Origin of the sequence: Paenibacillus oleatilyticus, assembly GCF_018998565.1 — a bacterium.
In the GTDB taxonomy this organism is placed as follows: domain Bacteria; phylum Bacillota; class Bacilli; order Paenibacillales; family NBRC-103111; genus Paenibacillus_G; species Paenibacillus_G oleatilyticus.
Genome location: NZ_JAHNZO010000014.1, coordinates 17,724 through 41,721 on the forward strand (window position 1 = coordinate 17,724; position 23,998 = coordinate 41,721).

Consider the following 23,998-nt stretch of genomic DNA (forward strand, 5'->3'; position numbering starts at 1 on the left):
AGGCAGAAAGGAGGACGGCATATGCTGGCCAAACGGATCATCCCTTGTCTGGACGTGAAGGACGGGCGGGTCGTCAAGGGAGTCAATTTTGTCAATTTGCGCGATGCCGGCGATCCGGTCGAGCTCGCATCGATCTACGACCGCGAAGGAGCAGACGAACTGGTGTTCCTGGACATCTCCGCCTCCCATGAAGGACGGGCGACGATGGTCAACGTCGTGCAGCAGACGGCCGGACAAATCACGATCCCGTTCACGGTCGGCGGCGGAATCTCGAGTGTGGACGACATGAAACGGCTGCTGCGGGCGGGCGCGGACAAAATCGGGATCAACACGGCTGCGGTCCGCAATCCTCAGCTTGTGTCCGACGGGGCGCGCCGCTTCGGCTCGCAGTGCATCGTCGTCGCGATCGACGCCCGGTACAACCCGGAGTGGAACGAATGGGAAGTGTTCACCCACGGCGGACGCAATGGCACGGGCATCCGGGCGCTCGAATGGGCCAAGCGGATCGAAGAGCTCGGCGCCGGCGAAATTTTGCTGACGAGTATGGACGCGGACGGCACGAAGGACGGGTTTGACCTGCGGCTCACGCGGGCGGTTTCGGAGCTCGTATCGATCCCGGTCATCGCCTCCGGCGGAGCGGGCAAGAAGGAGCATTTCTACGACGTATTTGCGGAAGGCAAGGCGGATGCAGGGCTGGCCGCCACGATTTTTCACTATAAAGAGATGACGATCGAAGAGGTTAAAGACGACCTCAGGCATAAAGGAGTGGAGGTCCGGTGAGCGGGCAAACGGCAGGAACCTTAGAAGAGTTAACGGCGGCGATCAAATGGGATGCGAACGGCCTCGTGCCGGCCATCGTGCAGGATGCGTCAAGCAAGGACGTGCTGATGATGGCCTATATGAACCAGGAGTCGCTGAAGCTGACGCTGGAATCGGGCGAAACGTGGTTTTGGAGCCGTTCGCGCAGCGAGCTGTGGCATAAGGGTGCGACGTCCGGCCATGTGCAGAAGGTCAAAGCATTGAAATACGATTGTGACGGCGACACGCTGCTGGTGCTTGTGGATCAAGCGGGGCCGGCTTGCCATACTGGGCGCTACAGCTGCTTCTACAACGAAGTGAAGCTCGGAGCTTTGGCGGACGGCGGGGAAGCTGCGGCAGAATCGGAGTCTGCGGACCGGTTTGCCATGCTCGGCCGACTGGAGTCGGTGATCGCGCAGCGCGACGCGGAACGGCCGGAAGGCGCGTATACGACGTATTTGTTTGAAAAAGGTATCGATAAAATATTGAAAAAAGTGGGCGAGGAAACGGCCGAGGTCATCATCGCGGCGAAAAACCGCGACAACGACGAGCTGCGGTACGAAGCGAGCGACCTGATTTTCCACCTGATGGTGCTGCTGCGCGAAGCGAAGCTGCCGCTTGACGAGGTTATGCGCGAGCTGGACCGCCGGCACAAAAAATAACGGCGCCGTAGGAGGGACAGGCTGGTTTAGCATGCCGCCTCCCGCCGCCTAAAAGGAGAATTCACTCGAATGCGCATCGATTATCATACGCACCATGTGCGGTGCGGACATGCGTCGGGAGAGCTGGAGGAGTACGTGCTGAAGGGCATTGAGATCGGACTGGACCAACTGGGGCTATCCGATCACATGCCCTTGCTGCATGTCGACCCGGCTTCCTATTACCCGGGCATGGCCATGCCGATGGAAGAACTGCCGAACTATGTGGAAGAAGCGCTGCGCTTGCAGCAGAAATACAAAGACCGGATCGATATCCGGGTCGGACTCGAAGGCGATTATATCGAAGGCTACGAAGCGGAAATCGAGCGGATCATCAAAGCGTATCCGTGGGATTACGTGATCGGGTCCGTTCATTTTCTGGGCGAATGGGATATTACGGATTACCGGCAGACGGACGGCTGGAAGGAACGGGACGCCTACGAGGTTTACGTTCAATATTACGATGCGGTCTGTAAAGCGTGCCGGACCGGATTCTACGATTACATCGGGCACATCGATGTGATCAAGCGGTTCGGCTTCAAGCCGGAGCAGAATGTGGAGCACTTGGAGCGTCAGGCGCTGGTAGCCGTCCGGGAGGCGGGAATGGCCATCGAGCTGAACGCATCGGGCCTGCGCATGCCGGCGGAGGAAATGTTCCCCAGCTTTCGTATGCTGGAGTACGCCCGCGAGCTGGGAATTCCTGTAACGCTCGGATCGGACGCGCATCAGCCGGAGCGGCTTGCACAGTACCTTGACCAGGCGACCGATCTGCTGCAGCAGGCAGGATTTAACGAATTAGCCACATTTAAAAGCAGGAAACGCACCATGGTGCCTATTGGATTCGCTTCATTTCATGTATAATGGGGACGTGGGCATTTTAAATATTGTGTAAACCGGCCAACCGGAGCCTTTTAGAGAAGGTCCATCCATCGTCAAATGACCCATTGTAACATAAGCAAAAGCGGAGGTAACCATGTACAGCGACAAAATGAAGATTTTCTCGGGTTCGTCCAACCCGAAACTGGCGGAGCGCATATGCGAAGAGCTTAAAGTGCCGCTCGGCAAAATCAAGCTTTCCCGATTCAAGAGCGGGGAAATTTATTGTCTCTACGAAGAAAGCATTCGGAACTGCGACGTCTTTCTGGTGCAAACGTTCTCTCATCCGATCAACGAGAATTTCATGGAGCTTCTCGTCATGATGGATGCGGCCAAGCGGGCTTCGGCGAGAACGATCAATCTTGTCGTTCCTTACTATGGTTATTCCCGCCAAGAGCGCAAAGCCGCGCCTCGGGAACCGATCTCGGCCAAGCTGGTGGCGGACCTGCTGACGGCAGCGGGCGCGGACCGTGTCATCACGATCGATCTGCATGCCCCGGCGATTCAAGGCTTCTTCAACATCCCTGTGGACCATTTGACAGCGCTGGACTTGGTTAGCGATTACATTAAAAAGCTTAATATCCAAAACCCGATCATCGTCTCCCCGGACGCGGGACGCGCGACGACAGCCGAGAAGATGGCGAACATTCTCGATGCGCCGTTTGCGATGATGATCAAGAAAAGACCGGCTCACAACGAAGCGGTCATTACGCATGTCATCGGTGACGTAGCCGGTCGCACGCCGATCATCATCGAGGATCTGATCGATACCGGCTCGACCATCGTCAACGTCGTGGAAGGCCTGAAGGAACGCGGAGCCCACGACGCTTATGTCTGTGCGACGCACCCGGTATTCTCCGGCCCGGCCTTGCAGCGACTGGATCATCCGAACATCAAGGAAGTCGTTATTACGGACTCCATCGCTATTCCGGACCACCATCCTAGCCGATTCCGGGTGCTCTCGGTTGCCCATCTGCTTTCGGACGCGATCAACATCATCATGTCCGGCGGTTCGCTCAGCTCGCTGTTCAAATACGGCGGCGTATAATAATTATTACCACACGACTCCGGCTGTCGAAACCTTACGGTTTTGGGCCGGATTGTGTTATACTTAGGAATCATTATTACTCCGGCGATGTAGAAATGAAGCTCTGAAATGCACAGGCGGGTTTCTCATGTAATTCCGGACGGGTCACGGAGGTGCCTGAATTATGGAGAAGAAAAAACGTGTGCTGCCGAAACCCAGCACCAATGTCATACCGATGAAAATGGACGCCACGTTCTTTTTCGAAAAAGCCGTTCAGTCCTTGGACCGTTATCATTATGATAAGGCATTGAAATATTTTCGTCGTGCGGCCGAGTACGAGCCGGAAAACCCGGTCAATCACTGCAACTTGGCCGGTCTGCTGTCCGAGATGGGAAATTACGAGGAATCCAACCGCATTTTGCAGCACGTACTGGACCGGATCGATCCGACGATGACGGAATGCTACTTCTATATGGCGAACAATTTTGCCAATATGGAAAATTACGAATCGGCGGAAAAAGCGATTATTCATTACCTGGAGAACGATCCGACCGGACAGTTTCTGGAAGAGTCCGAGGAAATGATGGAACTGCTCAGCTACGAGCTGGACCGCCCTGCGAAGCTGTCGACGATCAAGAGCCGGGAAGGCTTGTTCGATCACGATCGGGCGCGTTCGATGCTGGAGGAAGGGAAGTTCTCCGAAGCGGTACGTCTCCTGGAAAATATCATCAGCAAGCATACCGATTTTATGGCCGCGCGCAACAACTTGGCCTTGGCATATTATTATATGGGGCATTTTGACAAGTCGGTCGACATGATCCGGCAGGTGCTGGTGATGGAGCCCGGCAATTTGCATGCGCTCTGCAACCTGGCCATCTTCTACCAGCATTTCGGTGACCGGGAGAGCCTGGCCGAATTGCTCGAAGTGCTGCGAAAAACTTATCCGTTCCATCAGGACCACGTATTCAAGCTGGCTACAACGATGGGAATCTTGAACGAGCACGAGAAAGCGTTCCGTCTGTTCAAGCGGCTGTTGAAAACGGGCGAAGCGGGTCTCGATCCTTGCTTATTCCATTACACTGCGGTAGCCGCTTACAATACGGGGCGGTACGAGGAAGCTCAGCGGCAGTGGAAGCAGGCGGAAAAATTCGATCCGGGCTCGGAAATCCCGAAGTTCTATCTGAGCTTGCTGGATAAGCACCGGGAGGAAACGAGAAAGCCTCCGGTCAGCTATCACTACCATCTGCCGTTTGAGGAACAATTTCGCGGGCTGGAGCGCGCCGAGGGCGGACTGCCGGAGCATATGAAGCGCGATCCGCTTGTCCGGTCATCGTTCTTCTGGGCATTACGTCACGGTGACGGGGATACGAAGCTGCAGGTGATCCAGGCGTTCGGTCTGATTGCGGACGACGAAGTGAAGGATGCGCTCACGGAATTTATTATGCTGCCGGACGAGGACGATTACTTGAAGCAGGTCGCGATCTTCGTGCTGCGCAGCATCGGGATGAAGGAGCCGCTGAATGCCATGCTGAATGGCAAGCCGACGACGGTCGCGCCGTCGCCATTCTCCCCGGGGCTTCCCGTATGGGAAAGCAAGTGGCAGACCATCATGGAAACGGCGCTGCGGCATATGGCCCGGCGTTACGATATGGTGCAGCAGTACGATTTGCAGACGCTTTGGGTAGAATATTTATCGCGGGTGTTTCCGAACGTGCCCAAGATGACCAAGGTCGAAGGCTGGGCGGCCGCGCTGGAATATTTGACGGCGAAGATGCACCGACGTCCGATCAGTTATCAGGAGGCGGCGCAGCGTTACGGGGTATCGGTGGCGACGGTGAGCAAGAATGCGAAGCTGATCGACGATGCTTGCGGTTTAAAAGAGAAAATGGACGCCATTTTCAAAAAATTGACCGGCATGGAGTCTCAATCTTAATATAGAGATCAGAAGATGCGATAGGAGGAACCTCTATGTACAAATCGATCGTAATCGGAACCGGCCCGGCGGGACTCACGGCTGCCATTTATTTGGCCCGCGCCAACCTGAACCCGCTCGTCATCGAAGGACCGGAGCCGGGCGGACAATTGACGACGACCACCGAAGTCGAGAACTTCCCGGGGTTCCCGGAAGGAATCATGGGCCCGGAGCTTATGGACAACATGCGGAAGCAAGCGGAGCGTTTCGGCGCCGAGTTTAAAACGGGCTGGGTGAACAAGGTCGATCTGTCCAAGCGTCCGTTCAAGCTGAACGTGGAAGGCCTCGGCGATATTGAAGCCGAATCGCTCATCATCTCGACCGGCGCTTCGGCGAAGCTGCTCGGCATTACGAACGAGAAGGAAAGCATCGGCCGCGGCGTCAGTACCTGCGCAACGTGCGACGGCTTCTTCTTCCGCGGCAAGAAGATCATTGTCGTGGGCGGCGGCGACTCGGCGATGGAGGAAGCGAACTTCCTGACCCGTTTTGCGACGGAAGTGCGTCTGGTGCACCGCAGAAACGAGCTGCGTGCCTCCAAAATCATGCAGGACCGCGCGCGCGAAAATGAGAAAATTACATGGAGCCTGAACCGCACGCCTCTGGAGGTTATTTCCGGCGAGAAGGGCGTGACCGGCTTGAAGGTGAAAAATAACGAGACCGGCGAAGAGGAAATTATCGAAACCGACGGGATCTTTGTGGCGATCGGCCACAAGCCGAACACGGACTTCCTCGGCGGGCAAATCGTTACGGACGAAGTCGGATACATCCTGGTCAAGCCGGGCACGTCCCTGACCAATGTCGAAGGCGTCTTTGCCTGCGGCGACGTGCAGGACAGCAAATACCGCCAGGCGATTACGGCGGCCGGCAGCGGCTGTATGGCGGCGCTCGACTGCGAGAAGTTTCTGGAAGGGCATATGGTGCATGACTGGAGCAAGTCTCTCTAACAACGCCATTCAGGCGTGGAACCCTGCGTTCTGCGCCTTTTTCATGCTTAAAAAAATAACGTTCCGTCTTAAGTTTCCGGGGGTACTTTTCCGTGATTAAACGGTCGGAAAGCGGTCATTGACACTTTCTCGACACACTCTTGGAGGAGTGCTCGGCTTCCCCTTGGCTAATCTTGACCTTCTAGGGAGGTTGGCTTATAGTTGGAACAGGAGCTTATAGATAACGGATAGGTACGAGGTGATTCGACAGGTATGGGAGAACGTGTTTATGTAGGAGTCGATTTGGGAGGAACCGCGATTAAAGTCGGATTGTGCGACGAGCAGGGCAAGCTGCTGCAAACGTACGAGGGCCCGACCGGTACCGAACATGGCGCAGAGGTAGTGCTGGAAAATATCGCGCAGTATGTGCGTAAGCTGGTTGACGAATCTCCATACGAATGGGAGCAAGTCGCCGGCATCGGTGCGGGAATCGCCGGGTTCATGGATATTCCCGAAGGCTTCATCAAGCTGTCGCCCAACCTGGGCTGGCGCAACGTGCCGGTCAAGAAGATTCTGGAAGAGAAGCTTGGCAAAACGGTCAAAATCGACAACGACGCCAACGTCGCTGCGCTTGGAGAAGCATGGAGCGGCGCAGGCGCGGGCATTCCGAATGTCGTCTGCTATACGCTGGGTACCGGAGTAGGCGGCGGGGTCATTATCCACGGCCGTATCTACCAAGGCTACAACGGCATGGCCGGCGAGCTCGGCCACATGGTTGTCGTGCCGGACCTCGAAGCGATCGAATGCGGCTGCGGCAAGAAAGGCTGTCTGGAGACCGTATCGTCGGCGACAGGTATCATCCGCATGGCTAAAGAAGCCGTGGAGCGGGGCGAGCATACGTCTCTGGCGCTTGTCGAGAACATTATGGCAAAAGACGTGTTTGACGCGGCCAAAACAGGCGACGAAACAGCGCTGCGGATCATTAACCGCGCCGCGCTTTATCTCGGCAAATCGATGGCGGCGATTTCCGTCGTTCTGAACCCGCAGCGCTTTATCGTGGGCGGCGGCGTATCCAAAGCAGGCGACATCCTGTTCGATGCGATCCGCAAGTATTACAACGAGCATGCCCAGGAAACGGCTAAAGAAGGCGTGGACATCGTCCCAGCCGTTCTCGGCAACGATGCCGGCGTCGTCGGCGCAGCGGGCCTCAACCTGCACGGCTAGAGGCAGGCTGACGTGCCTGCACGGCTTATGAAGCCGGCGCATCGGTCCGGCACCCGCTGGAGCCCGGAAACCCGGGCTGGATTTTCACGTATAAACAATCGGCGCGGCAAATTGCAAAGCGCCAACAGATAGATATATAGCGAAGGTCGGGTCTGCGTAAGCAGCAGGAAAGATACCGGAGAGTTTACGTGGTCCCTTTTAAATCGTGTTCCGACCATTTTATTATTATTCCAGGAACACGATTTGAACAGGACCCGGAGGTACTTTCCTGCTGCGACAGCGAAAAGACCCGAACGGAGCGTCCTCAGGAGGAGCAGCCATGGAAGATATGCAAACTCTCGGAAAGCTGGTCATCATTACGGGCATGTCCGGAGCCGGCAAGACGATTGCGGTGCAGAGCTTGGAAGACTTGGGCTTTTTTTGCGTGGATAACCTTCCTCCGGTGTTGATTCCCAAATTTGCCGAGCTGATCGAGCAGTCCAAAGGTCGAATCGGCAAAGTTGCGCTGGTCATCGATCTGCGGGGGAGAGAGTTTTTCACTTCACTGTCCGAATCGCTGCGCTACTTGAGCGAGAACTACACGCTGACGCACGAGATTTTGTTCCTCGACGCCACGGATTCGACGCTGGTGCAGCGGTATAAAGAAAGCCGGCGCAAGCATCCGCTGGCCCCGACGGGAGCCCCGCTGGAAGGGATTCAGCAGGAGCGCAAGCTGCTGGAGGAGCTCAAAGGCCACGCTACGCAGGTGATCGATACGTCCAGCCTGAAGCCGGCGCAGCTGAAGGAAAAAATCATTTCCCGGTTCACCAACCTCGAAAACAGCGGCATTTCGATCAACGTCATCTCGTTCGGTTTCAAGTACGGCATTCCGATCGACGCCGATCTTATTTTTGACGTCCGCTTTTTGCCGAATCCGCATTATGTGGACAATCTGCGCCCCAATACCGGGCAGGACCCGGATGTGTACGAATATGTCATGAAGTGGACCGAAACGCAGGAGTTCCTTTCGAAGCTGCTCGACATGCTCCACTTTCTCGTTCCCCAGTACAAGAAAGAAGGCAAAAGCCAGATCGTCATCGGCATCGGCTGTACGGGCGGCAAACACCGCTCGGTGGCGATTGCCGAATATCTCGGTAAAATGATGGGCAATAGCGAAACGGAAGTCGTCCGGGTCAGCCACCGCGATTCCGAACGCGACCGGGTAGAGGTGAAGAAATGACGTTTGACCGGGAGAGGGAAACGTACATTCCGCGCATCGTCGTCATTGGCGGGGGAACCGGGCTATCGGTCATGCTCCGGGGGCTAAAGCATAAGCCCGTGGACATTACGGCGATTGTCACCGTAGCCGATGACGGGGGAAGCTCGGGCATCTTGCGGTCGGAGCTGGAAATGATCCCGCCGGGCGACATCCGCAACGTCTTGTCTGCGCTGGCGGACGTAGAGCCGCTGCTCGGTCAGTTGCTCGATTACCGTTTTGATAAAGGAAACGGATTGGCAGGCCACAGTTTGGGCAACCTAATGTTGGCAGCCATGTGCGACATTACCGGCGATTTCGTCACCGGCGTGCGCGAGCTAAGCCGGGTGCTGGCCGTGCGCGGGCGGGTTCTTCCGGCTTCCGATCACTCGATCGTGCTGCGGGCGTTGATGGAGGACGGCTCGATTGTCGAGGGCGAGTCCAATATCCCGAAGGCAAGAGGGGTGATCCGCCGGGTGTTCATCGAGCCGAAGGACGTTCGGGCGCTCCCGGAGGCGCTGGAGGCACTTCGGGAGGCGGACGCGATTCTGGTCGGTCCGGGAAGCTTGTATACGAGCATTTTGCCCAATCTGCTGGTGCCGGAAATCGCGAAAACGATCATCGAGTCGAATGCGCTCAAAATTTTTATTTGCAACGTGATGACGCAGCCGGGCGAAACTGACGATTACAAGGTCAGCGACCATCTCAAAGCGGTGCGCGACCACGTCGGCAGCGACCTGTTCGATTACGTGATCGTGAACAACGGAGTCATCCCGGAGCAGGTGCAGAGCAAGTATGCCGAGCAGGGGGCCAAGATCGTTCCGCTCGATTTGGACGAAGTGACGAAGCAGGGCTATAAGGTCATTGCCGACCAGCTCGTTCTGTTCCGGACTTACCTGCGTCATGACGCCGAGAAGCTGAGTCAACATATTTATCAACTGGTGGAGAGCTGGATGTTCAAGAAGAGGTGATTTCCCATGTCCTTCGCCGCCCAGACGAAAAAAGAACTGACCATGATGGAGTCGGAGCGCTGCTGCGAGAAAGCCGAGCTGTCCGCTCTCATCCGCATGAACGGGGCTGTGCAGTTGACCAGCCAGAAGATCGTCCTCGATATCTCGACGGAAAACGCCGCGATTGCCAGACGCATTTATTCGCTGCTCAAAAAATCGTTCAAGGTGCATACCGAGCTGCTCGTCCGCAAAAAAATGCGGCTCAAAAAAAACAACGTGTATATCGTGCGCGTGCCGAATCAAGTGCAGGACCTGTTGTCGGAGCTGCATATCGTCTCCGAAGGGTTTTTGTTCACTCCGGGCATCGAGCCGGAGATCATTAAACGCGACTGCTGCAAGCGCGCTTACTTACGCGGGGCATTCCTTGCGGGCGGCTCCGTGAACAATCCGGAGGGGTCGTCGTACCATCTGGAGATTTATTCGATGTACGAGGAGCACTGCCAAGCTCTGGTGCGGCTGGCCAACGAGTTCGATCTGAATGCCAGATGCATCGAGCGGAAAAAGGGCTTCGTCCTGTACATGAAAGAAGGCGAGAGGATCATCGAGTTTCTCAGCCTGATCGGTGCTCACCAAGCGCTTCTCCGGTTCGAGGACGTCCGGATTATGAAGGATATGCGCAATTCCGTGAACCGTCTGGTCAACTGCGAAACCGCCAATCTGAACAAGACGATCGGCGCCGCCGTCCGGCAGATCGACAACATCCGGCTGCTGCAGAAGGAAGTGGGGCTCGATAACCTGCCCGACAAGCTTCGGGAAGTGGCGGAGATCCGGCTCAAGCATCCGGATATGAACCTCAAAGAGGTCGGCGATCTGCTGAAAGGTAAAGTAAGCAAATCCGGGGTGAACCACCGGCTGCGCAAGATCGATGAATTGGCTGAAAAGCTGCGGAAATCGTGAGTAGATTCGGCCAATTATAGATTTTTTGTGTAAATTTGCAATAATTCTAGTGCAAACTGCCGAAAAATGATATAATGTTTGAAAAATCGCTTTTTTTAAATCGGTTTCGGGCAGACTGTCTTCCAGATTGCGCTTCAATGCCGAAATCGTTGGTAAACCGTTTGTCTATGTCCTGCAGGACGATGTATTCGTTTACGCTGAGGGCGTTATGCCCTTCCTTATTTTAGGAATTTAAAGATTGTAGGGGGTATTGGTTGCATGTCGAGACGCCCAGTAGTCGTCAAGTTGAAAACAGGCCTTCACGCCAGACCGGCAGCGCTTTTCGTTCAGGAAGCGAATAAGTTTTCTTCGGAGATTTTTGTGGAGAAGGACGAGAAGAAGGTCAACGCCAAAAGTATTATGGGCATTATGAGTTTGGCTATCAGCACGGGAACCGAAGTTCACATAAGTGCAGAAGGTTCGGACGCCGAACAGGCTGTAAACGCTTTAGTCACATTGGTCAGCAAGGAAGAGCTGGAAAACCAATAAACCGCCACAGGGCTTCCGATCCGGAAGCTTTTTTCTTTGCGGCGTTCCTTATTTTGTCACATATGATACTTGTTCATAAAGCGCAACCTTTTTTGGGCTGATGCGTCTAATTTGACGTGTCTTTGAACCGGAAAAGGTTTTTTCTGTATCGGGCACCATTAGAAGTGCAGAAAGAGGAGTAGAGGGAATGAAGCCGTTGAAGAAAGAATGGGTCGTTCTGTTGGTAATGGCCATGCTGCTGTCGTTTGGCATTGCGCCACTGGCATCCGCCGCAGAGAAAGAAGCGCCGATGTCGCCTGCCCCAGGAAAAGAAGCGCCGGTGTCGTCCACCCCGGGGAAAGAGGCGTCGTCGACGTCCGCCTCGGAGAAAGAGGCGCCGATGTCGTCCGGAACCACCTATGTGCTGCTGTATATCGATAAGCCCGATGCCTTCTTGAATGGCAAGCAGGTGAAGCTGGATGCGCCTGCAACGATTTTGAAGGACAAGACGTTCGTGCCCGCCAAGTTTTTGGGCGATGCGTTCGGGATGAAGGTCGAATGGAACGATAAGACGCGCCAAATCGAAATGGTGACGCCGAGCCACAACATTACGATCGACATCGACAACAAGTCGGTATGGATTAACGGCTACTGGATGAAGTTCGACGACGTAGCGGCGATTGTAAACGGCCGTCTGATGATTAAGCTGACTTGGCTGGCCGATTACATGGGAGCGAAATATACGTACAACAACGAGCTGCGTCGCGTAGAAGTGCTGCATGTGAAGGCGCCGACGGGCATTTTCGATCCGAATCGGGGCAACTCGAATCCGGTAGCGAAATTTACGTTCGCCCAGCCGAGCTACAAGATCGGGGAACCGGTCAAATACGTGGATCTGAGCTATGACCCGGATGCGGAAGGCATTGCGCGGTATGAATGGACCGGCAATCAGGAAGCCTTTTTCACCCCGGGAACGTATCCGGTTACGTTGACCGTATGGGATATTCACGGCAACAAGAGTGAGACCTATACCCGCAATCTGGTGATCAGCAATGAGACGTATCTGAGCGCGATCGAATATCCGATCTTCAGGAAGCCGGTCGGTTCGTTTATTAAGACCGATTGGAGCATGCTCTGGGGTGCGTTCTGGGAGCTGCCGCAGCTGCCGAAGACGGTAAGCGAAGATCGTTCGCGCAAGCTGCTTGTCAGCGACAGCCCGGAGACGTTCACGGAGCGGGGCGTTCTGTACCAGGATGAAGTGGAAGGCAAAGGCCGTCTGTACGCCGACCACATCAACGGAACGAAGGAAAAGCTCAGCATGGCGATTCTCGCCAAAAACTTGACAGACAAGCCGGTTACGATCAAAACGACGAACAAAGGCGAAGTTTGGCCTTCGGTGTATGCCAACTTGATCGGCAGTGAAGCGACGGTCGATTTCCTGATGAACGACCAGATCAACGAGACGATGACGATTCCGGCTCACCAAACGTTTATTTACAAGCAAATGCCGGACTTCTATCCGGATCAAGGCGTTAACTTGTTCTACGATGTCGAGACCGACGGGAAAGTGCAGTTCTCGTTCGTGGCCGACCGCGAAATTTCTCAAAATTCGCAGACTCTGCCGCTGCTTCCTTTTGAGGGGCATGTAAGAGGCTCCTTCCCGGTGTCTGAGATGACGTGGCAGATCGATGCTTCTTCCTTTACGAAGCCGTCACGGCTCTTGATTGGCGACGGAGTTACCGATCCGTTCCAGCCGGGATACGATCCGATGCGCAAGATGGAAGTGAAGAACGACGGCAACTACGGCGTCGTTTATAAGATTCATGCCGATAAGCCTCGGAAGTTGGCTGTCATGATTTTGCCGAAGGGCGGCGTATACAAAGGACCGTTCAAAATTAACGGCGATATCCGTCTGGCTCCTCAATCCGGCGTGATGACCGCTTTCGACGGCATGCAGATTCTGGCCAAAACGACGGGCAAAGAAGATTCGCTCGATATCGAATTCAGTCCGCCGGCCGGCTCGGCGCTGCCGTTCGAACTGATCTTCTATCCGCTCGACGAACGTGCGGCGGAATAAAGGTAAAAAATAAGGCCTTGCTCTTCAGCCGCTATGCGGTTCGGGGCAAGGCCTTTTTTCTAATGCGGAGGACGCAAGTCGTTGTATGCAAAAAAGCCCGGCCATTCGCACGGTAGCATCCAAAGATGCGCCGTGGAATGGCCGGGCTTTTCGTGCTGACCGGATCAAGGTTATACGCGTTCGATAACTTTGTCGATCAAGCCGTAGTTTTGAGCTTCCTCTGCGGACATGAAGTTGTCGCGGTCGGTGTCTTTCTCGATGCGTTCAAACGATTGGCCTGTACGCTCGGCGAGAATCGTGTTCAGCTTGTCGCGCATTTTCAGGATGCGCTTCGCACGAATCTCGATATCGCTGGCTTGGCCTTCGGCTCCGCCGAGCGGTTGGTGAATCATAACCTCGCTGTTCGGCAGAGCGAAACGTTTGCCTTTCGCTCCTGCGGCCAGTAGGAAGGCGCCCATCGATGCCGCCATGCCAACGCAGATCGTGGACACGTCCGGCTTGATGAACTGCATCGTGTCATAGATCGCCATCCCCGACGTAATGGAGCCGCCAGGGCTATTGATATACAAGCTGATGTCTTTATCCGGATCGGTTGCGGCCAAGAACAGCATTTGCGCGATAATCGAATTGGCTACAACATCGTTGATCGGACTTCCGAGAAAAATAATCCGGTCCTTGAGCAGACGCGAATAGATGTCATAAGCGCGTTCTCCTCTTGCATCCGGTTCGACGACCATTGGAATAAAACTCATCGGCTGCAGCCTCCTTTATATTCAAACTATAACCATCATATACGAAAAACAAACAAAGGTCAAGAAAGGTCAAACCAAGGAAATAAAAAAACCAGTTTTGCACAAACTGATTGGTGTGTAAATGGCGCGCCCGCAAGGAATCGAACCTTGATCTCAGGCTCCGGAGGCCTACGTCATATCCATTGGACCACGGGCGCATATTCAATTTGGTGTGCTGTGTCTCGTAAGTGACAGCAAAATTTATTATAAGCCATAAGCCCAAGAAAAGCAACCTTTTGGCGATAAAAAAATTTTCCATGCCGAATTGCCGCAAGAATAGCGGCTCCGGGGCGCTGACGGAATGTCGAATGGTGACGAAGGCACTTGATGCGAAGGGAAGAATGGGTTATAATGGGGACACTAAGTGAAAACAACTTAGTACTTTTTTTAGAGTATGTGGGACTTAAAATGCAGCACCGGGACAAAAAACGTCCAACTAAGCTGCAATCTTAAGCGGGTGTGAATCCATGAGAGAAATCCTCGACATTCAAAAGCAGCTTTTGCCCGATCTGGTTGACACCATGAAGAAGCGATATACGATCTTGCATCACATCATGGTATCCGGCTTGGTGGGCCGTCGGACGCTGGCGATGTCGGTGGGAGCGACGGAGCGGGTGCTCCGCGCGGAAGTGGATTTTCTGAAGGAGCAGGGCTTGATCGAAGTCGAAGCTTCCGGCATGCGGATCAGCGTGTCGGGCAGAGAACTGCTGGAGCGGCTCGAACCGCTCGTCAAAGACTTGTTCGGTCTGACGGAGCTGGAAGAACGCATACGTTCGCACTTCGGCTTGAAGCAGGTGATCATCGTCCCCGGCGATTCGGACGTTTCCCCTCATACGAAGAAAGAGCTTGGCCGTGCCGGCGCCTCCGTCTTGCGGAAGCTGGTCGGCGAGGACGAGACCATTGCCGTAACCGGCGGCTCCACGATGGCTGAAGTGGCCTATCATTTGACGCCGGCGACTCCGATGAAGGGCTGCTGGTTCGTACCGGCCCGCGGCGGACTCGGGGAAAGCGTCGAGCTTCAGGCGAACACGATCGCCTCGACGATGGCGAAGAAAGCGGGCGGCCGCTATCGGCTGCTGCACGTGCCGGACCATCTCGGCGAGGAAGCGTATCAGTCGCTGATGCAGGACAGCCACATTGCTGAGATCATCGCCTTCATCCGCGGTGCGCGGATTGTCGTTCACGGCATCGGAGAAGCTATGGTAATGGCCAGACGGCGCAAGGTGGACCCGGAGACGACCGAAAGCCTGCGGCGCGACGGCGCGCTTGCGGAAGCGTTTGGGTACTATTTTGACCGGGACGGGAACATTTTGCACAAGATGCCGACCATCGGGCTGCGGATCGAAGATATTCACCGCATGGACCATGTGATCGGAATTGCCGGAGGCAAAAGCAAGGGCGAGTCGATCGCTTCGGTATTAAAGCACGGTCACGAGGACGTGCTGGTCACCGATGAGGCGGCTGCCTGGGAAGTTGTGAATCGTTTGCTATCTTGACGGGCTCTGCCTGTCTTGACATATCGCTGCCGCGGTTGTAATTCTACGAAACCTTGCCGGGAGCAGCGGACACCAAATCATTTCTAGGAGGCTTTCAACATGGTAAAAGTTGGTATTAACGGTTTTGGACGTATCGGTCGTAACGTATTCCGCGCAGCACTTGGCAATCCTGAGGTGGAGATCGTCGCTATCAACGACTTGACGGACGTAAAAACGTTGGCTCATCTGCTCAAGTACGACACGACTCACGGCCGTCTGAACGCTACGGTGGAAGCTACCGAAGGCGCGCTCATCGTAAACGGCAAAACGATTAAAGTGTTCGCCGAGCGCAATCCGGAAAACCTTCCTTGGGCTGCAAACGGCGTTGAAATCGTCGTTGAATCCACAGGGATCTTTACCGCAAAAGAGAAAGCCGAGCTTCACCTGAAAGGCGGAGCGAAAAAAGTTATCATCTCCGCACCTGCAACGAACGAAGATATCACGGTCGTTATGGGTGTTAACGAAGATAAATACGATCCGGCTCAACATACGATCATCTCCAACGCATCCTGCACAACGAACTGCTTGGCTCCTTTCGCCAAAGTTATTAACGACAAATTCGGTATCGTTAAAGGCATGATGACGACGGTTCACTCCTATACGAACGACCAGCAAGTGCTCGACCTGCCGCATAAAGACCTGCGCCGCGCTCGTGCAGCCGCTGAAAACATCATTCCTTCGACAACTGGTGCTGCAAAAGCCGTTTCTCTCGTGCTGCCGGAGCTGAAAGGCAAGCTGAACGGTATGGCAATGCGCGTTCCTACGCCGAACGTATCGGTTACGGACCTCGTCGTTGAGCTGAGCAAAAACGTAACGGTTGACGAAGTCAACAGCGCTCTGAAAGAAGCCGCTAACGGCCCGTTGAAAGGCATCTTGAACTACTCCGAAGAGCCGCTCGTATCCAGCGACTACAACGGCGACCCGGCTTCCTCCACGATCGACGCGTTGTCCACGATGGTTGTCGGCGACAACATGGTGAAAGTGGTATCCTGGTACGACAACGAGTGGGGCTACTCCAACCGTGTCGTCGATCTGGTAAGCTTTATCGCGAAAAAAGGTCTGTAATGGTAAAATTGTGGTGATGTTCTGAAAACTGCTTGAAAGACAGCTCGCTTATCGTACGCAATGGGATGTGTCTCCGGGTTCTGTTGAACTTTCGTTTCTTTTAACAATATTTAATAGGATGAAACGAAAATTCAAAGGAACCGCGCTAGCGCTCTACGACACACCCCATTTGCGCTCGCGCGAGCTGCCTTTCAATAGTGGAAACCAGGCACGTCCCCACAATTTTTTGTGTGTGGGTAGGAAGAGACAAAACCGCTGGGAGGCATGGAAGATGAATAAGAAAAGCGTTCGTGACGTAGAAGTTAGCGGTAAGCGCGTATTTGTCCGGGTCGATTTCAACGTGCCGCTGGAGAACGGAAAAATTACCGACGATACGCGGATTCGCGAAACGCTGCCGACGATCAAGTACTTGACGGATCGCGGAGCGAAAGTCATTCTGGCCAGCCATTTGGGCCGTCCGAAGGGACAAGTTGTCGAAGAGATGCGGCTGACTCCGGCTGCGGCACGCTTGTCCGAGCTGCTCGGCAAGCCGGTGGCGAAGGCGGACGAAGCGATTGGCGACACAGTCAAAGCGCAAATTTCCAAGCTGAACGACGGCGACGTGCTGCTGCTTGAGAACGTGCGCTTCTACGCGGGCGAAGAGAAGAACGATCCGGAGCTGGCGAAAGCTTTTGCCGAACTGGCGGATCTGTACGTCAACGACGCGTTCGGCGCCGCGCACCGGGCTCATGCTTCCACGGAAGGTATCGCGCATCATCTGCCGGCCGTATCCGGGTTGCTGATGGAAAAAGAACTCGACGTTCTCGGCAAAGCGCTCAACAACCCGGATCGTCCGTTCACCGCGATTGTCGGCGGAGCGAAGGTCAAAGACAAAATTGCTGTCATCGAGAAGCTGATCGAGATTGCGGACAACATCATCATTGGCGGCGGACTATCCTACACCTTCTTCAAAGCGAAAGGCTACGAGATCGGCAAGTCCCTGGTGGACAATGACCGTCTGGAGCTAGTGCAGGAATTCGAGCGCAAAGCGAAGGAAAAAGGCGTGAACTTCCTGCTGCCGGTTGACGTTGTCGTCGGCGACGATTTCAGCGCTTCGGCGAATGCGAAAATCGTAGACGTCGACCAAATTCCGGCGGATTGGGAAGGCTTCGACATCGGACCGAAAACCCGCGAGTTGTTTGCCAAAACGATTGCGGAATCCAAGCTGGTCGTATGGAACGGGCCGATGGGCGTATTCGAATTGAAGCCGTTCGAAGACGGAACGAAAGCGGTAGCTGAAGCTTGCGCGGCGACGGCCGGCTATACGGTCATCGGCGGCGGCGACTCGGCGGCGGCTGTAGAGAAATTCCATCTCGGCGACAAAATGGATCACATCTCCACCGGGGGCGGAGCTTCTCTGGAATTTATGGAAGGCAAGGCGCTTCCAGGCGTCGTGGCTTTAAACGATAAATAGGAGGCGGGGCAAATGCGCAAACCGATCATTGCAGGCAACTGGAAAATGTTCAAAACGGTAGGAGAATCGCTGGCCTTCGTCAGCGAGGTTAAGGGCAAGGCGGAAGCGGCGGGCGTCGAGAGCGTCATTTGCGCGCCGTTTACGAACCTTCCGGCCTTGGTAGAAGCGGTGAAGGGCACGACGCTGAAGGTCGGCGCTCAAAACCTGCATTTTGAAGACAACGGCGCGTTTACTGGCGAGATCAGCGGCGTGATGCTGAAAGATCTGGGCGTAGAGTACGTGATCATCGGACACTCCGAGCGCCGGGCTTATTTTGCGGAAACCGACGAAACGGTCAACAAAAAAGTGCACGCGGCGTTCAAGCACGGCTTGACTCCGATCGTATGCGTCGGCGAGAAGCTGGAAGAGCGCGAAGCGGGCCAAACGAAAAACGTATGCAAAGTGCAGACCGAAGCGGCGTTTGCCGGCTTGAGCGCGGAGCAGGCGGCGAAAGTCGTCATCGCTTATGAGCCGATCTGGGCGATCGGAACGGGCAAATCGTCGACCGCGGCGGACGCACAGGACGTGATCGGCTACATCCGCGAGCTGGTTGCCGGCTTGTATGGAGCCGAGACGGCAGCGGCGGTACGGATTCAATACGGCGGCAGCGTGAAGCCGAACAATATCGCCGAGTACATGCAGCAGCCGGACATCGACGGCGCACTGGTAGGGGGCGCGAGTCTGGAGCCGGCATCCTACATTGATTTGATCAAGGGGGCCGAGTAACATGGCCAGACCGAAACCGGTAGCATTGATCATCTTGGACGGCTTCGGCCTTCGCGGCGAAACGCAGGGCAATGCGGTGGCGCAGGCGAACAAGCCGAATTACGACCGGTATTGGAACCAGTTTCCCCATACGACGCTGACCGCTTGCGGCGAGGCTGTCGGGTTGCCAGAAGGGCAAATGGGCAACTCGGAAGTGGGTCATCTCAACATCGGTGCCGGACGGGTCGTGTATCAGGACTTGACGCGGATTTCCAAGTCGATTCGCGAAGGCGAGTTTTTCGAGAACGAAACGATACTCAGTGCTGTACGCCATGCCCGCGAGCATGGCAAGAAGCTTCATCTGTACGGTCTGCTGTCCGACGGCGGCGTACATAGCCATATCGCACACTTGTTCGCATTGCTGGAAGTGTGCAAGAAGGAAGACTTCCAAGAAGTCTACATTCACGCGTTTCTGGACGGCCGCGATGTGGCGCCGGACAGCGCCGTGAACTACATGGAGCAGCTGCAAAGCAAAATTGCGGAGCTTGGCGTAGGACGCATCGCTACGGTGCAAGGACGCTACTACGCGATGGACCGCGACAAGCGCTGGGAGCGTACGGAGAAGTCGTACCGCGCGATGGTATACGGCGATGGACCAACCTTCGAGGACCCGATGAACGCCATCAAGGAATCGTACGTCCGTTCCGTATTCGACGAGTTCGTCATGCCGACGGTCATCGTGAAGAAGGACGGCACGCCTGTCGGTCTGGTAGAGTCCGGCGATTCGGTCGTGTTCTTCAACTTCCGTCCGGACCGGGCTATCCAGCTGTCGCAAGTATTCACGAACAGCGATTTCCGCGGCTTCGACCGTGGAGACAAGTGCCCGAAAGATTTGTATTATGTGTGCCTGACCCTCTTCAGCGAAACCGTGGGCGGCTACGTTGCGTATAAACCGAAGAATCTGGACAATACGCTCGGCGAGGTGCTGGTGCAGAACAACCTGAAGCAGCTCCGCATTGCCGAGACGGAAAAGTATCCGCACGTCACGTTCTTCTTCAGCGGCGGCCGCGACGTCGAGCTTCCGGGCGAAACGCGTATTCTTATCAACTCCCCGAAGGTGGCGACGTATGACCTGAAGCCGGAGATGAGCGCTTACGAGGTAGCGGAAGCGGCGGTGCAGGAGATCGAGGCCGAGCGTCAAGACGTGATCATCCTGAACTTTGCCAACCCTGACATGGTCGGACACTCCGGTTTGCTGGAGCCGACGATCAAAGCGATCGAAGCGACGGACGAGTGCCTCGGCAAAGTCGTCGACGCCATTCTGGCGAAGGGCGGGGTCGCGCTAATTACGGCCGACCACGGCAACGCCGATGTCGTTACGAATCCGGACGGTTCGCGTAATACTGCGCATACGACGAATCCGGTCCCTTTCATTCTCACCGACAGTCATGTTACACTAAGAAACGATGGCATTTTGGCGGATATCGCCCCGACGATGCTCGAGTTTCTGGGCGTGACGCAGCCGGCGGAAATGACCGGGAAATCGATCGTTGCAACACGCGGTTAACCCTTGTGCAAACGGAATAAAAAACGAGAAGGAGTGTTCTAGCAATGACTGTAATCTCCAATGTATACGCACGTGAAGTGCTCGACTCCCGCGGTAACCCGACGGTAGAAGTGGAAGTATATCTGGAATCCGGAGCGCGCGGCCGCGCTATCGTTCCATCCGGCGCATCGACAGGCGCTTACGAAGCTGTAGAGCTTCGTGACGGCGACAAAGGCCGTTACCTCGGCAAAGGCGTACTGAAAGCCGTTGAGAACGTGAACGACTTAATCGCACCGGAAATCATCGGCATGAACGCCCTTGACCAAGTCGGCATCGACAAGCGCATGATCGAGCTGGACGGCACGCCGAACAAAGCGAAGCTTGGCGCCAACGCGATTCTCGCCGTATCCATGGCCGTAGCTCGCGCAGCAGCTGAAGCGCTGGACATTCCGCTGTACGTATACCTTGGCGGATTCAACGCCAAGACGCTTCCGGTTCCGATGATGAACATCATCAACGGTGGCGCACACGCGGACAACAACGTGGACGTGCAGGAGTTTATGGTATTGCCGGTAGGCGCTCCGACCTTCAAAGAAGCGCTGCGTACAGGCGCGGAAATTTTCCACAGCTTGAAAAACGTATTGAAAGAGCAAGGCTTGAACACGGCTGTTGGCGACGAGGGCGGCTTTGCTCCGAACCTGAGCTCCAACGAAGCGGCGATTCAAACGATCATCACGGCAATCGAGCGCGCAGGCTACAAGCCGGGCGTCGACGTATTCCTCGGCATGGACGTAGCTTCCACCGAATTCTTCAAAGACGGCAAGTACCATCTTGAAGGCGAAGGCAAATCGTTCACTTCCGCCGAGTTCGTAGACTTCCTCGCTTCCTGGGTAGACAAATATCCGATCATCACGATCGAAGACGGCTGCTCCGAAGACGATTGGGAAGGCTGGAAGCTGCTCACTGAGAAGCTTGGCGGCAAAGTACAGCTCGTCGGTGACGACTTGTTCGTAACAAACACGAACCGCCTGTCCCAAGGCATCGAGCAAAATATCGGCAACTCCATCCTCGTGAAAGTGAACCAAATCGGTTCCTTGACCGAGACGTTCGACGCGATCGAAATGGCAAAACGCGCTGGCTACACGGCGGTTATCTCCCACCGTTCCGGCGAGAGCGAAGACAGCACGATCGCGGATATCGCGGTAGCTACGAACGCAGGCCAAATCAAAACCGGTGCGCCTTCCCGTACCGACCGCGTAGCGAAGTACAACCAATTGCTCCGCATCGAGGACCAATTGGCAAGCGTCGCTCAATACGCAGGCAAATCCGCATTTTACAACCTGAAAAACTTCAAGTAAGTTTGCAGTTGTAAAGTACAGGGGTTTAATAATAAAATAACTGTCAGACGGTATTGTTTTTGACGGCACGAAGGTGAAGGGTATTGTGTCCTCCGTAGAGTCTACGTGCTGCCTTTAAAAACGGGTTATTACCGAAAGGTAAGTTCACATAGAACCCGTTTTTAAGAGCAGCCGCAGGAGGACAGCAATACCCGTAACTGCACGAGCATCAAACTCACAACGACGACTGACACTCACCCGGAGGGGATCACATGAGTAATTTGATAAAGACCGTATTTTTCTTGATTTTATCGGCCTTTCTTACGCATCTGATTCCCTTCAGTGATTTTTTCCGCAATCTCGATACGATGATTCACGAGTTCGGCCACGCGATCGTGACGTTGGCGCTCTCCGGCAAAGTAATGTACATCGAGCTGTTCGCGAACCATAGCGGCGTGACGTATTCGCAGGTAACAAGCCGGTGGAGTCTCCTTCCGATTGCGCTGGCAGGGTACATGACGGCCTCGCTGTTTGCGCTCTTCATGTTCCGGATGCGGGCCAGTGACAAGCAGCGGCTTGGACTGCAGGTGATGACAGCGATCGCCATCGTGGCTCTGATCCTGTTCGTGCGCAACGAGTTCGGAATCTTCTGGCTGCTCGGCTTCATTATCTTGAATACGATCATGCTGGCGTTTATGCCGCGCTGGCTCAGCGATCTGTATTACCTGCTTCTGGCCTTCCTCACGCTGGAAGAGTCGGTTTTCGGACCGTTCTCGTTGATCCTGTATGCGTGGAACGATCCGGCGAAGGCGGGCGATGCGACGAACCTCAGTCTGGTGACTCCGATCCCGGCTATCGGGTGGGCCGTGCTGTTGACGCTGTTTTCCTTATGGTGCGCGGTACGGGCGCTGAAGTGGTTTCTCGGCGGCCGCAAGTCGTCACGTTCCTCTCGTCCCGCATACCGGCAGCAGTTCGAAGATTAAAGATTTTGTAAAAATACGCCTGGACGATCCAACAGGATTTGTCAGTGCGTATTTTTTGTGGTATACTAAGCATGCTGTCTATTTTCGGACAAGTCCGTTTATTTTTGCAGGAGGTGGAATCATGGAATTAGCATTGAAGATCATCCTGGTCATCGCTTCGCTTGGCTTGATTGCGGCCGTATTGCTGCAGCCGGGAAAAAGCGCAGGTTTGTCCGGTGCCATCTCCGGAGGGGCGGAGCATCTGTTCGGAAAGAAGAAGGCGCGGGGGCTGGAGCTGTTTTTGTCCCGTTTGACTATGGGTCTCGCCGTTGTATTCTTCGTCTTATCTTTGATTGTGGCGTACTTTGTAAGAGGCGCGTAAACATAAAAAGGCGACAGCAGGGGAATATTACTCCTGCTGTTTTTTTGTAGCTTTTCACATGGATAGATCTCGCTCCAGGAAGGAAGGGACGGCCTGGAACATCCCGAAGGGTGCGAGACGGAGGCGGGGCGCTTGAAACGAGTATACAAAACAACGGAGCCTTTTCGGCTGGAAGGTACCGGTGAGCGGGCGTCGACGCAGCTGCTGCTCATTCACGGCTTTACGGGGTCCCCGTCGGAGCTTCGGCGGCTAGGCTATTATTTGAACGATCTGGGCTATACTGTTAATGCGGTCCTGCTGCCGGGGCATGGCACGACGCCGGAGGACATGATCCGAACCGGTATGCACGATTGGTCCGGTCATGTGCTGCGCAGCTATGATGCGATGGCTGCCAGGCAGGCTCGCGAGGGCAAAATTGTGGCGATCGGCCATTCTATGGGAGGGCTGTTGGCTTTGGAGCTGGCGATGAAGCGAAGACTTGATGGCGTGGTTTCGCTGGCGGCGCCGATGTTTTTGTCCAGCCGCAAAACCTCGTTGGCCCTGGTGCTGCAGTATTTTATCAATTACATCGAACGGAGGCCGTCTGCTGCTGCACATTTGATGGAAGAAGCCTGTACATATGACAAGACGCCGGTCCGGTGCGTGGTCGATCTTCGGAAGCTGATGAAGCTCGTAAAAGCGAACTTGGGACAAGTGTCGGCACCGTTATTTGTCGGGCAGGGCATACAGGACGGGATGGTCCTTCCGAAAAGCGCAGAGTACATTTACCGGCATGTCTCCTCGCTCGTCCGTCAAATCGAGTATTACCCCCATTCCTCCCATGGCTTGCTGCTTGACGAGTGGCGGGAGCGGGTATACGAAGATATATCCCGTTTTTTGGCGAGGCTTGACCAGGCCGGGACATGGAAACAGGCGGTCGTGGAAAATCAGACATAGGTTA

Annotated in this window: 22 protein-coding genes and 1 tRNA gene; 21 read left to right on the forward strand and 2 right to left on the reverse strand. The window is 55.0% G+C overall.

The features are described 5' to 3' along the window. Positions 1-21 precede the first annotated feature (21 nt). The 12 genes from hisF to KQX66_RS18690 all read left to right on the forward strand — a co-directional run bounded on the left by hisF (position 22) and on the right by KQX66_RS18690 (position 13,243). Positions 22-780, forward strand: coding sequence for an imidazole glycerol phosphate synthase subunit HisF (hisF, locus tag KQX66_RS18635; protein WP_054974985.1), 759 nt, complete (start codon positions 22-24; stop codon positions 778-780). Continuing rightward, the gene (gene hisIE, locus KQX66_RS18640; protein WP_216794330.1) at positions 777-1,460 is read left to right on the forward strand and encodes a bifunctional phosphoribosyl-AMP cyclohydrolase/phosphoribosyl-ATP diphosphatase HisIE; all 684 of its coding nucleotides are present in this window, start codon (positions 777-779) and stop codon (positions 1,458-1,460) included. Before hisF ends, hisIE begins: the two co-directional genes overlap by 4 nt. 69 nt (positions 1,461-1,529) lie before the next feature. Then, positions 1,530-2,357: a histidinol-phosphatase HisJ gene (gene hisJ, locus KQX66_RS18645; protein WP_216794331.1), complete on the forward strand. Its 828-nt coding sequence runs from the start codon at positions 1,530-1,532 to the stop codon at positions 2,355-2,357. 112 nt (positions 2,358-2,469) lie between these two features. Further along, positions 2,470-3,420 (forward strand): ribose-phosphate diphosphokinase, encoded by a 951-nt coding sequence (locus KQX66_RS18650; protein WP_216794332.1) that lies wholly within the window; start codon positions 2,470-2,472, stop codon positions 3,418-3,420. A gap of 163 nt (positions 3,421-3,583) precedes the next feature. Next, on the forward strand, positions 3,584-5,332 hold the full coding sequence (locus KQX66_RS18655) for a tetratricopeptide repeat protein (RefSeq protein ID WP_216794333.1): 1,749 nt from the start codon (positions 3,584-3,586) through the stop codon (positions 5,330-5,332). Positions 5,333-5,367: 35 nt separating this feature from the next. Next, entirely contained in the window at positions 5,368-6,315 is a 948-nt protein-coding gene (gene trxB / locus KQX66_RS18660) for a thioredoxin-disulfide reductase (RefSeq protein WP_216794334.1), read from the forward strand. 252 nt (positions 6,316-6,567) lie between these two features. Further along, complete coding sequence (locus tag KQX66_RS18665) at positions 6,568-7,518, forward strand: ROK family glucokinase (protein ID WP_216794335.1); 951 nt, start codon at positions 6,568-6,570, stop codon at positions 7,516-7,518. A gap of 319 nt (positions 7,519-7,837) precedes the next feature. Further along, the gene (gene rapZ / locus KQX66_RS18670) at positions 7,838-8,737 is read left to right on the forward strand and encodes an RNase adapter RapZ (protein WP_216794336.1); all 900 of its coding nucleotides are present in this window, start codon (positions 7,838-7,840) and stop codon (positions 8,735-8,737) included. Further along, on the forward strand, positions 8,734-9,723 hold the full coding sequence (locus KQX66_RS18675; RefSeq protein WP_216794337.1) for a gluconeogenesis morphogenetic factor MgfK: 990 nt from the start codon (positions 8,734-8,736) through the stop codon (positions 9,721-9,723). Before rapZ ends, KQX66_RS18675 begins: the two co-directional genes overlap by 4 nt. 6 nt (positions 9,724-9,729) lie before the next feature. Continuing rightward, positions 9,730-10,659 carry a DNA-binding protein WhiA gene (gene whiA, locus KQX66_RS18680; RefSeq protein WP_063179060.1) on the forward strand — a complete coding sequence of 310 codons (930 nt, stop codon included), beginning with the start codon at positions 9,730-9,732 and terminating at the stop codon, positions 10,657-10,659. 258 nt (positions 10,660-10,917) lie between these two features. Beyond that, positions 10,918-11,187 carry an HPr family phosphocarrier protein gene (locus KQX66_RS18685; protein WP_010500412.1) on the forward strand — a complete coding sequence of 90 codons (270 nt, stop codon included), beginning with the start codon at positions 10,918-10,920 and terminating at the stop codon, positions 11,185-11,187. 187 nt (positions 11,188-11,374) lie between these two features. Then, positions 11,375-13,243 (forward strand): stalk domain-containing protein, encoded by a 1,869-nt coding sequence (locus tag KQX66_RS18690; RefSeq protein ID WP_216794338.1) that lies wholly within the window; start codon positions 11,375-11,377, stop codon positions 13,241-13,243. 170 nt (positions 13,244-13,413) lie between these two features. Here the strand turns inward: KQX66_RS18690 and clpP are convergent, their stop codons facing one another. Continuing rightward, complete coding sequence (clpP, locus tag KQX66_RS18695) at positions 13,414-13,995, reverse strand: ATP-dependent Clp endopeptidase proteolytic subunit ClpP (protein WP_054974995.1); 582 nt, start codon at positions 13,993-13,995, stop codon at positions 13,414-13,416. A gap of 122 nt (positions 13,996-14,117) precedes the next feature. Continuing rightward, a tRNA-Arg gene (locus KQX66_RS18700) sits at positions 14,118-14,192 on the reverse strand. Between the two features lie 309 nt (positions 14,193-14,501). Between KQX66_RS18700 and KQX66_RS18705 the strand changes: the two genes are divergently transcribed. The 9 genes from KQX66_RS18705 to KQX66_RS18745 all read left to right on the forward strand — a co-directional run bounded on the left by KQX66_RS18705 (position 14,502) and on the right by KQX66_RS18745 (position 23,994). Then, positions 14,502-15,530, forward strand: a complete 1,029-nt coding sequence (locus KQX66_RS18705; protein WP_216794339.1) for a sugar-binding transcriptional regulator — start codon at positions 14,502-14,504, stop codon at positions 15,528-15,530. Positions 15,531-15,629: 99 nt separating this feature from the next. Next, complete coding sequence (gap, locus tag KQX66_RS18710; RefSeq protein ID WP_010500417.1) at positions 15,630-16,634, forward strand: type I glyceraldehyde-3-phosphate dehydrogenase; 1,005 nt, start codon at positions 15,630-15,632, stop codon at positions 16,632-16,634. Positions 16,635-16,905: 271 nt separating this feature from the next. Then, positions 16,906-18,087: a phosphoglycerate kinase gene (locus KQX66_RS18715; protein ID WP_216794340.1), complete on the forward strand. Its 1,182-nt coding sequence runs from the start codon at positions 16,906-16,908 to the stop codon at positions 18,085-18,087. A gap of 12 nt (positions 18,088-18,099) precedes the next feature. After that, positions 18,100-18,852, forward strand: a complete 753-nt coding sequence (tpiA, locus tag KQX66_RS18720) for a triose-phosphate isomerase (RefSeq protein WP_054974582.1) — start codon at positions 18,100-18,102, stop codon at positions 18,850-18,852. Between the two features lies 1 nt (position 18,853). Then, positions 18,854-20,398: a 2,3-bisphosphoglycerate-independent phosphoglycerate mutase gene (gene gpmI / locus KQX66_RS18725; RefSeq protein ID WP_216794341.1), complete on the forward strand. Its 1,545-nt coding sequence runs from the start codon at positions 18,854-18,856 to the stop codon at positions 20,396-20,398. A 44-nt stretch (positions 20,399-20,442) separates the two neighbouring features. Continuing rightward, positions 20,443-21,735 (forward strand): phosphopyruvate hydratase, encoded by a 1,293-nt coding sequence (eno, locus tag KQX66_RS18730; protein ID WP_127462795.1) that lies wholly within the window; start codon positions 20,443-20,445, stop codon positions 21,733-21,735. Positions 21,736-21,986: 251 nt separating this feature from the next. Continuing rightward, on the forward strand, positions 21,987-22,697 hold the full coding sequence (locus KQX66_RS18735; RefSeq protein WP_216794342.1) for a M50 family metallopeptidase: 711 nt from the start codon (positions 21,987-21,989) through the stop codon (positions 22,695-22,697). A 121-nt stretch (positions 22,698-22,818) separates the two neighbouring features. Continuing rightward, on the forward strand, positions 22,819-23,058 hold the full coding sequence (gene secG / locus KQX66_RS18740) for a preprotein translocase subunit SecG (RefSeq protein ID WP_010500424.1): 240 nt from the start codon (positions 22,819-22,821) through the stop codon (positions 23,056-23,058). Between the two features lie 132 nt (positions 23,059-23,190). Then, positions 23,191-23,994, forward strand: coding sequence for an alpha/beta hydrolase (locus KQX66_RS18745; RefSeq protein ID WP_216794343.1), 804 nt, complete (start codon positions 23,191-23,193; stop codon positions 23,992-23,994). Positions 23,995-23,998 lie beyond the last annotated feature (4 nt).

Bases quoted from the DNA above. Each gene is read 5' to 3' on its own strand.
- hisF (WP_054974985.1), top strand. From the start codon at position 22: ATGCTGGCCAAACGGATCATCCCTTGTCTGGACGTGAAGGACGGGCGG.
- hisJ (WP_216794331.1), top strand. From the start codon at position 1,530: ATGCGCATCGATTATCATACGCACCATGTGCGGTGCGGACATGCGTCG.
- KQX66_RS18650 (WP_216794332.1), top strand. From the start codon at position 2,470: ATGTACAGCGACAAAATGAAGATTTTCTCGGGTTCGTCCAACCCGAAA.
- KQX66_RS18655 (WP_216794333.1), top strand. From the start codon at position 3,584: ATGGAGAAGAAAAAACGTGTGCTGCCGAAACCCAGCACCAATGTCATA.
- trxB (WP_216794334.1), top strand. From the start codon at position 5,368: ATGTACAAATCGATCGTAATCGGAACCGGCCCGGCGGGACTCACGGCT.
- KQX66_RS18665 (WP_216794335.1), top strand. From the start codon at position 6,568: ATGGGAGAACGTGTTTATGTAGGAGTCGATTTGGGAGGAACCGCGATT.
- rapZ (WP_216794336.1), top strand. From the start codon at position 7,838: ATGGAAGATATGCAAACTCTCGGAAAGCTGGTCATCATTACGGGCATG.
- KQX66_RS18675 (WP_216794337.1), top strand. From the start codon at position 8,734: ATGACGTTTGACCGGGAGAGGGAAACGTACATTCCGCGCATCGTCGTC.
- whiA (WP_063179060.1), top strand. From the start codon at position 9,730: ATGTCCTTCGCCGCCCAGACGAAAAAAGAACTGACCATGATGGAGTCG.
- KQX66_RS18685 (WP_010500412.1), top strand. From the start codon at position 10,918: ATGTCGAGACGCCCAGTAGTCGTCAAGTTGAAAACAGGCCTTCACGCC.
- KQX66_RS18690 (WP_216794338.1), top strand. From the start codon at position 11,375: ATGAAGCCGTTGAAGAAAGAATGGGTCGTTCTGTTGGTAATGGCCATG.
- clpP (WP_054974995.1), bottom strand. From the start codon at position 13,995: ATGAGTTTTATTCCAATGGTCGTCGAACCGGATGCAAGAGGAGAACGC.
- KQX66_RS18705 (WP_216794339.1), top strand. From the start codon at position 14,502: ATGAGAGAAATCCTCGACATTCAAAAGCAGCTTTTGCCCGATCTGGTT.
- gap (WP_010500417.1), top strand. From the start codon at position 15,630: ATGGTAAAAGTTGGTATTAACGGTTTTGGACGTATCGGTCGTAACGTA.
- KQX66_RS18715 (WP_216794340.1), top strand. From the start codon at position 16,906: ATGAATAAGAAAAGCGTTCGTGACGTAGAAGTTAGCGGTAAGCGCGTA.
- tpiA (WP_054974582.1), top strand. From the start codon at position 18,100: ATGCGCAAACCGATCATTGCAGGCAACTGGAAAATGTTCAAAACGGTA.
- gpmI (WP_216794341.1), top strand. From the start codon at position 18,854: ATGGCCAGACCGAAACCGGTAGCATTGATCATCTTGGACGGCTTCGGC.
- eno (WP_127462795.1), top strand. From the start codon at position 20,443: ATGACTGTAATCTCCAATGTATACGCACGTGAAGTGCTCGACTCCCGC.
- KQX66_RS18735 (WP_216794342.1), top strand. From the start codon at position 21,987: ATGAGTAATTTGATAAAGACCGTATTTTTCTTGATTTTATCGGCCTTT.
- secG (WP_010500424.1), top strand. From the start codon at position 22,819: ATGGAATTAGCATTGAAGATCATCCTGGTCATCGCTTCGCTTGGCTTG.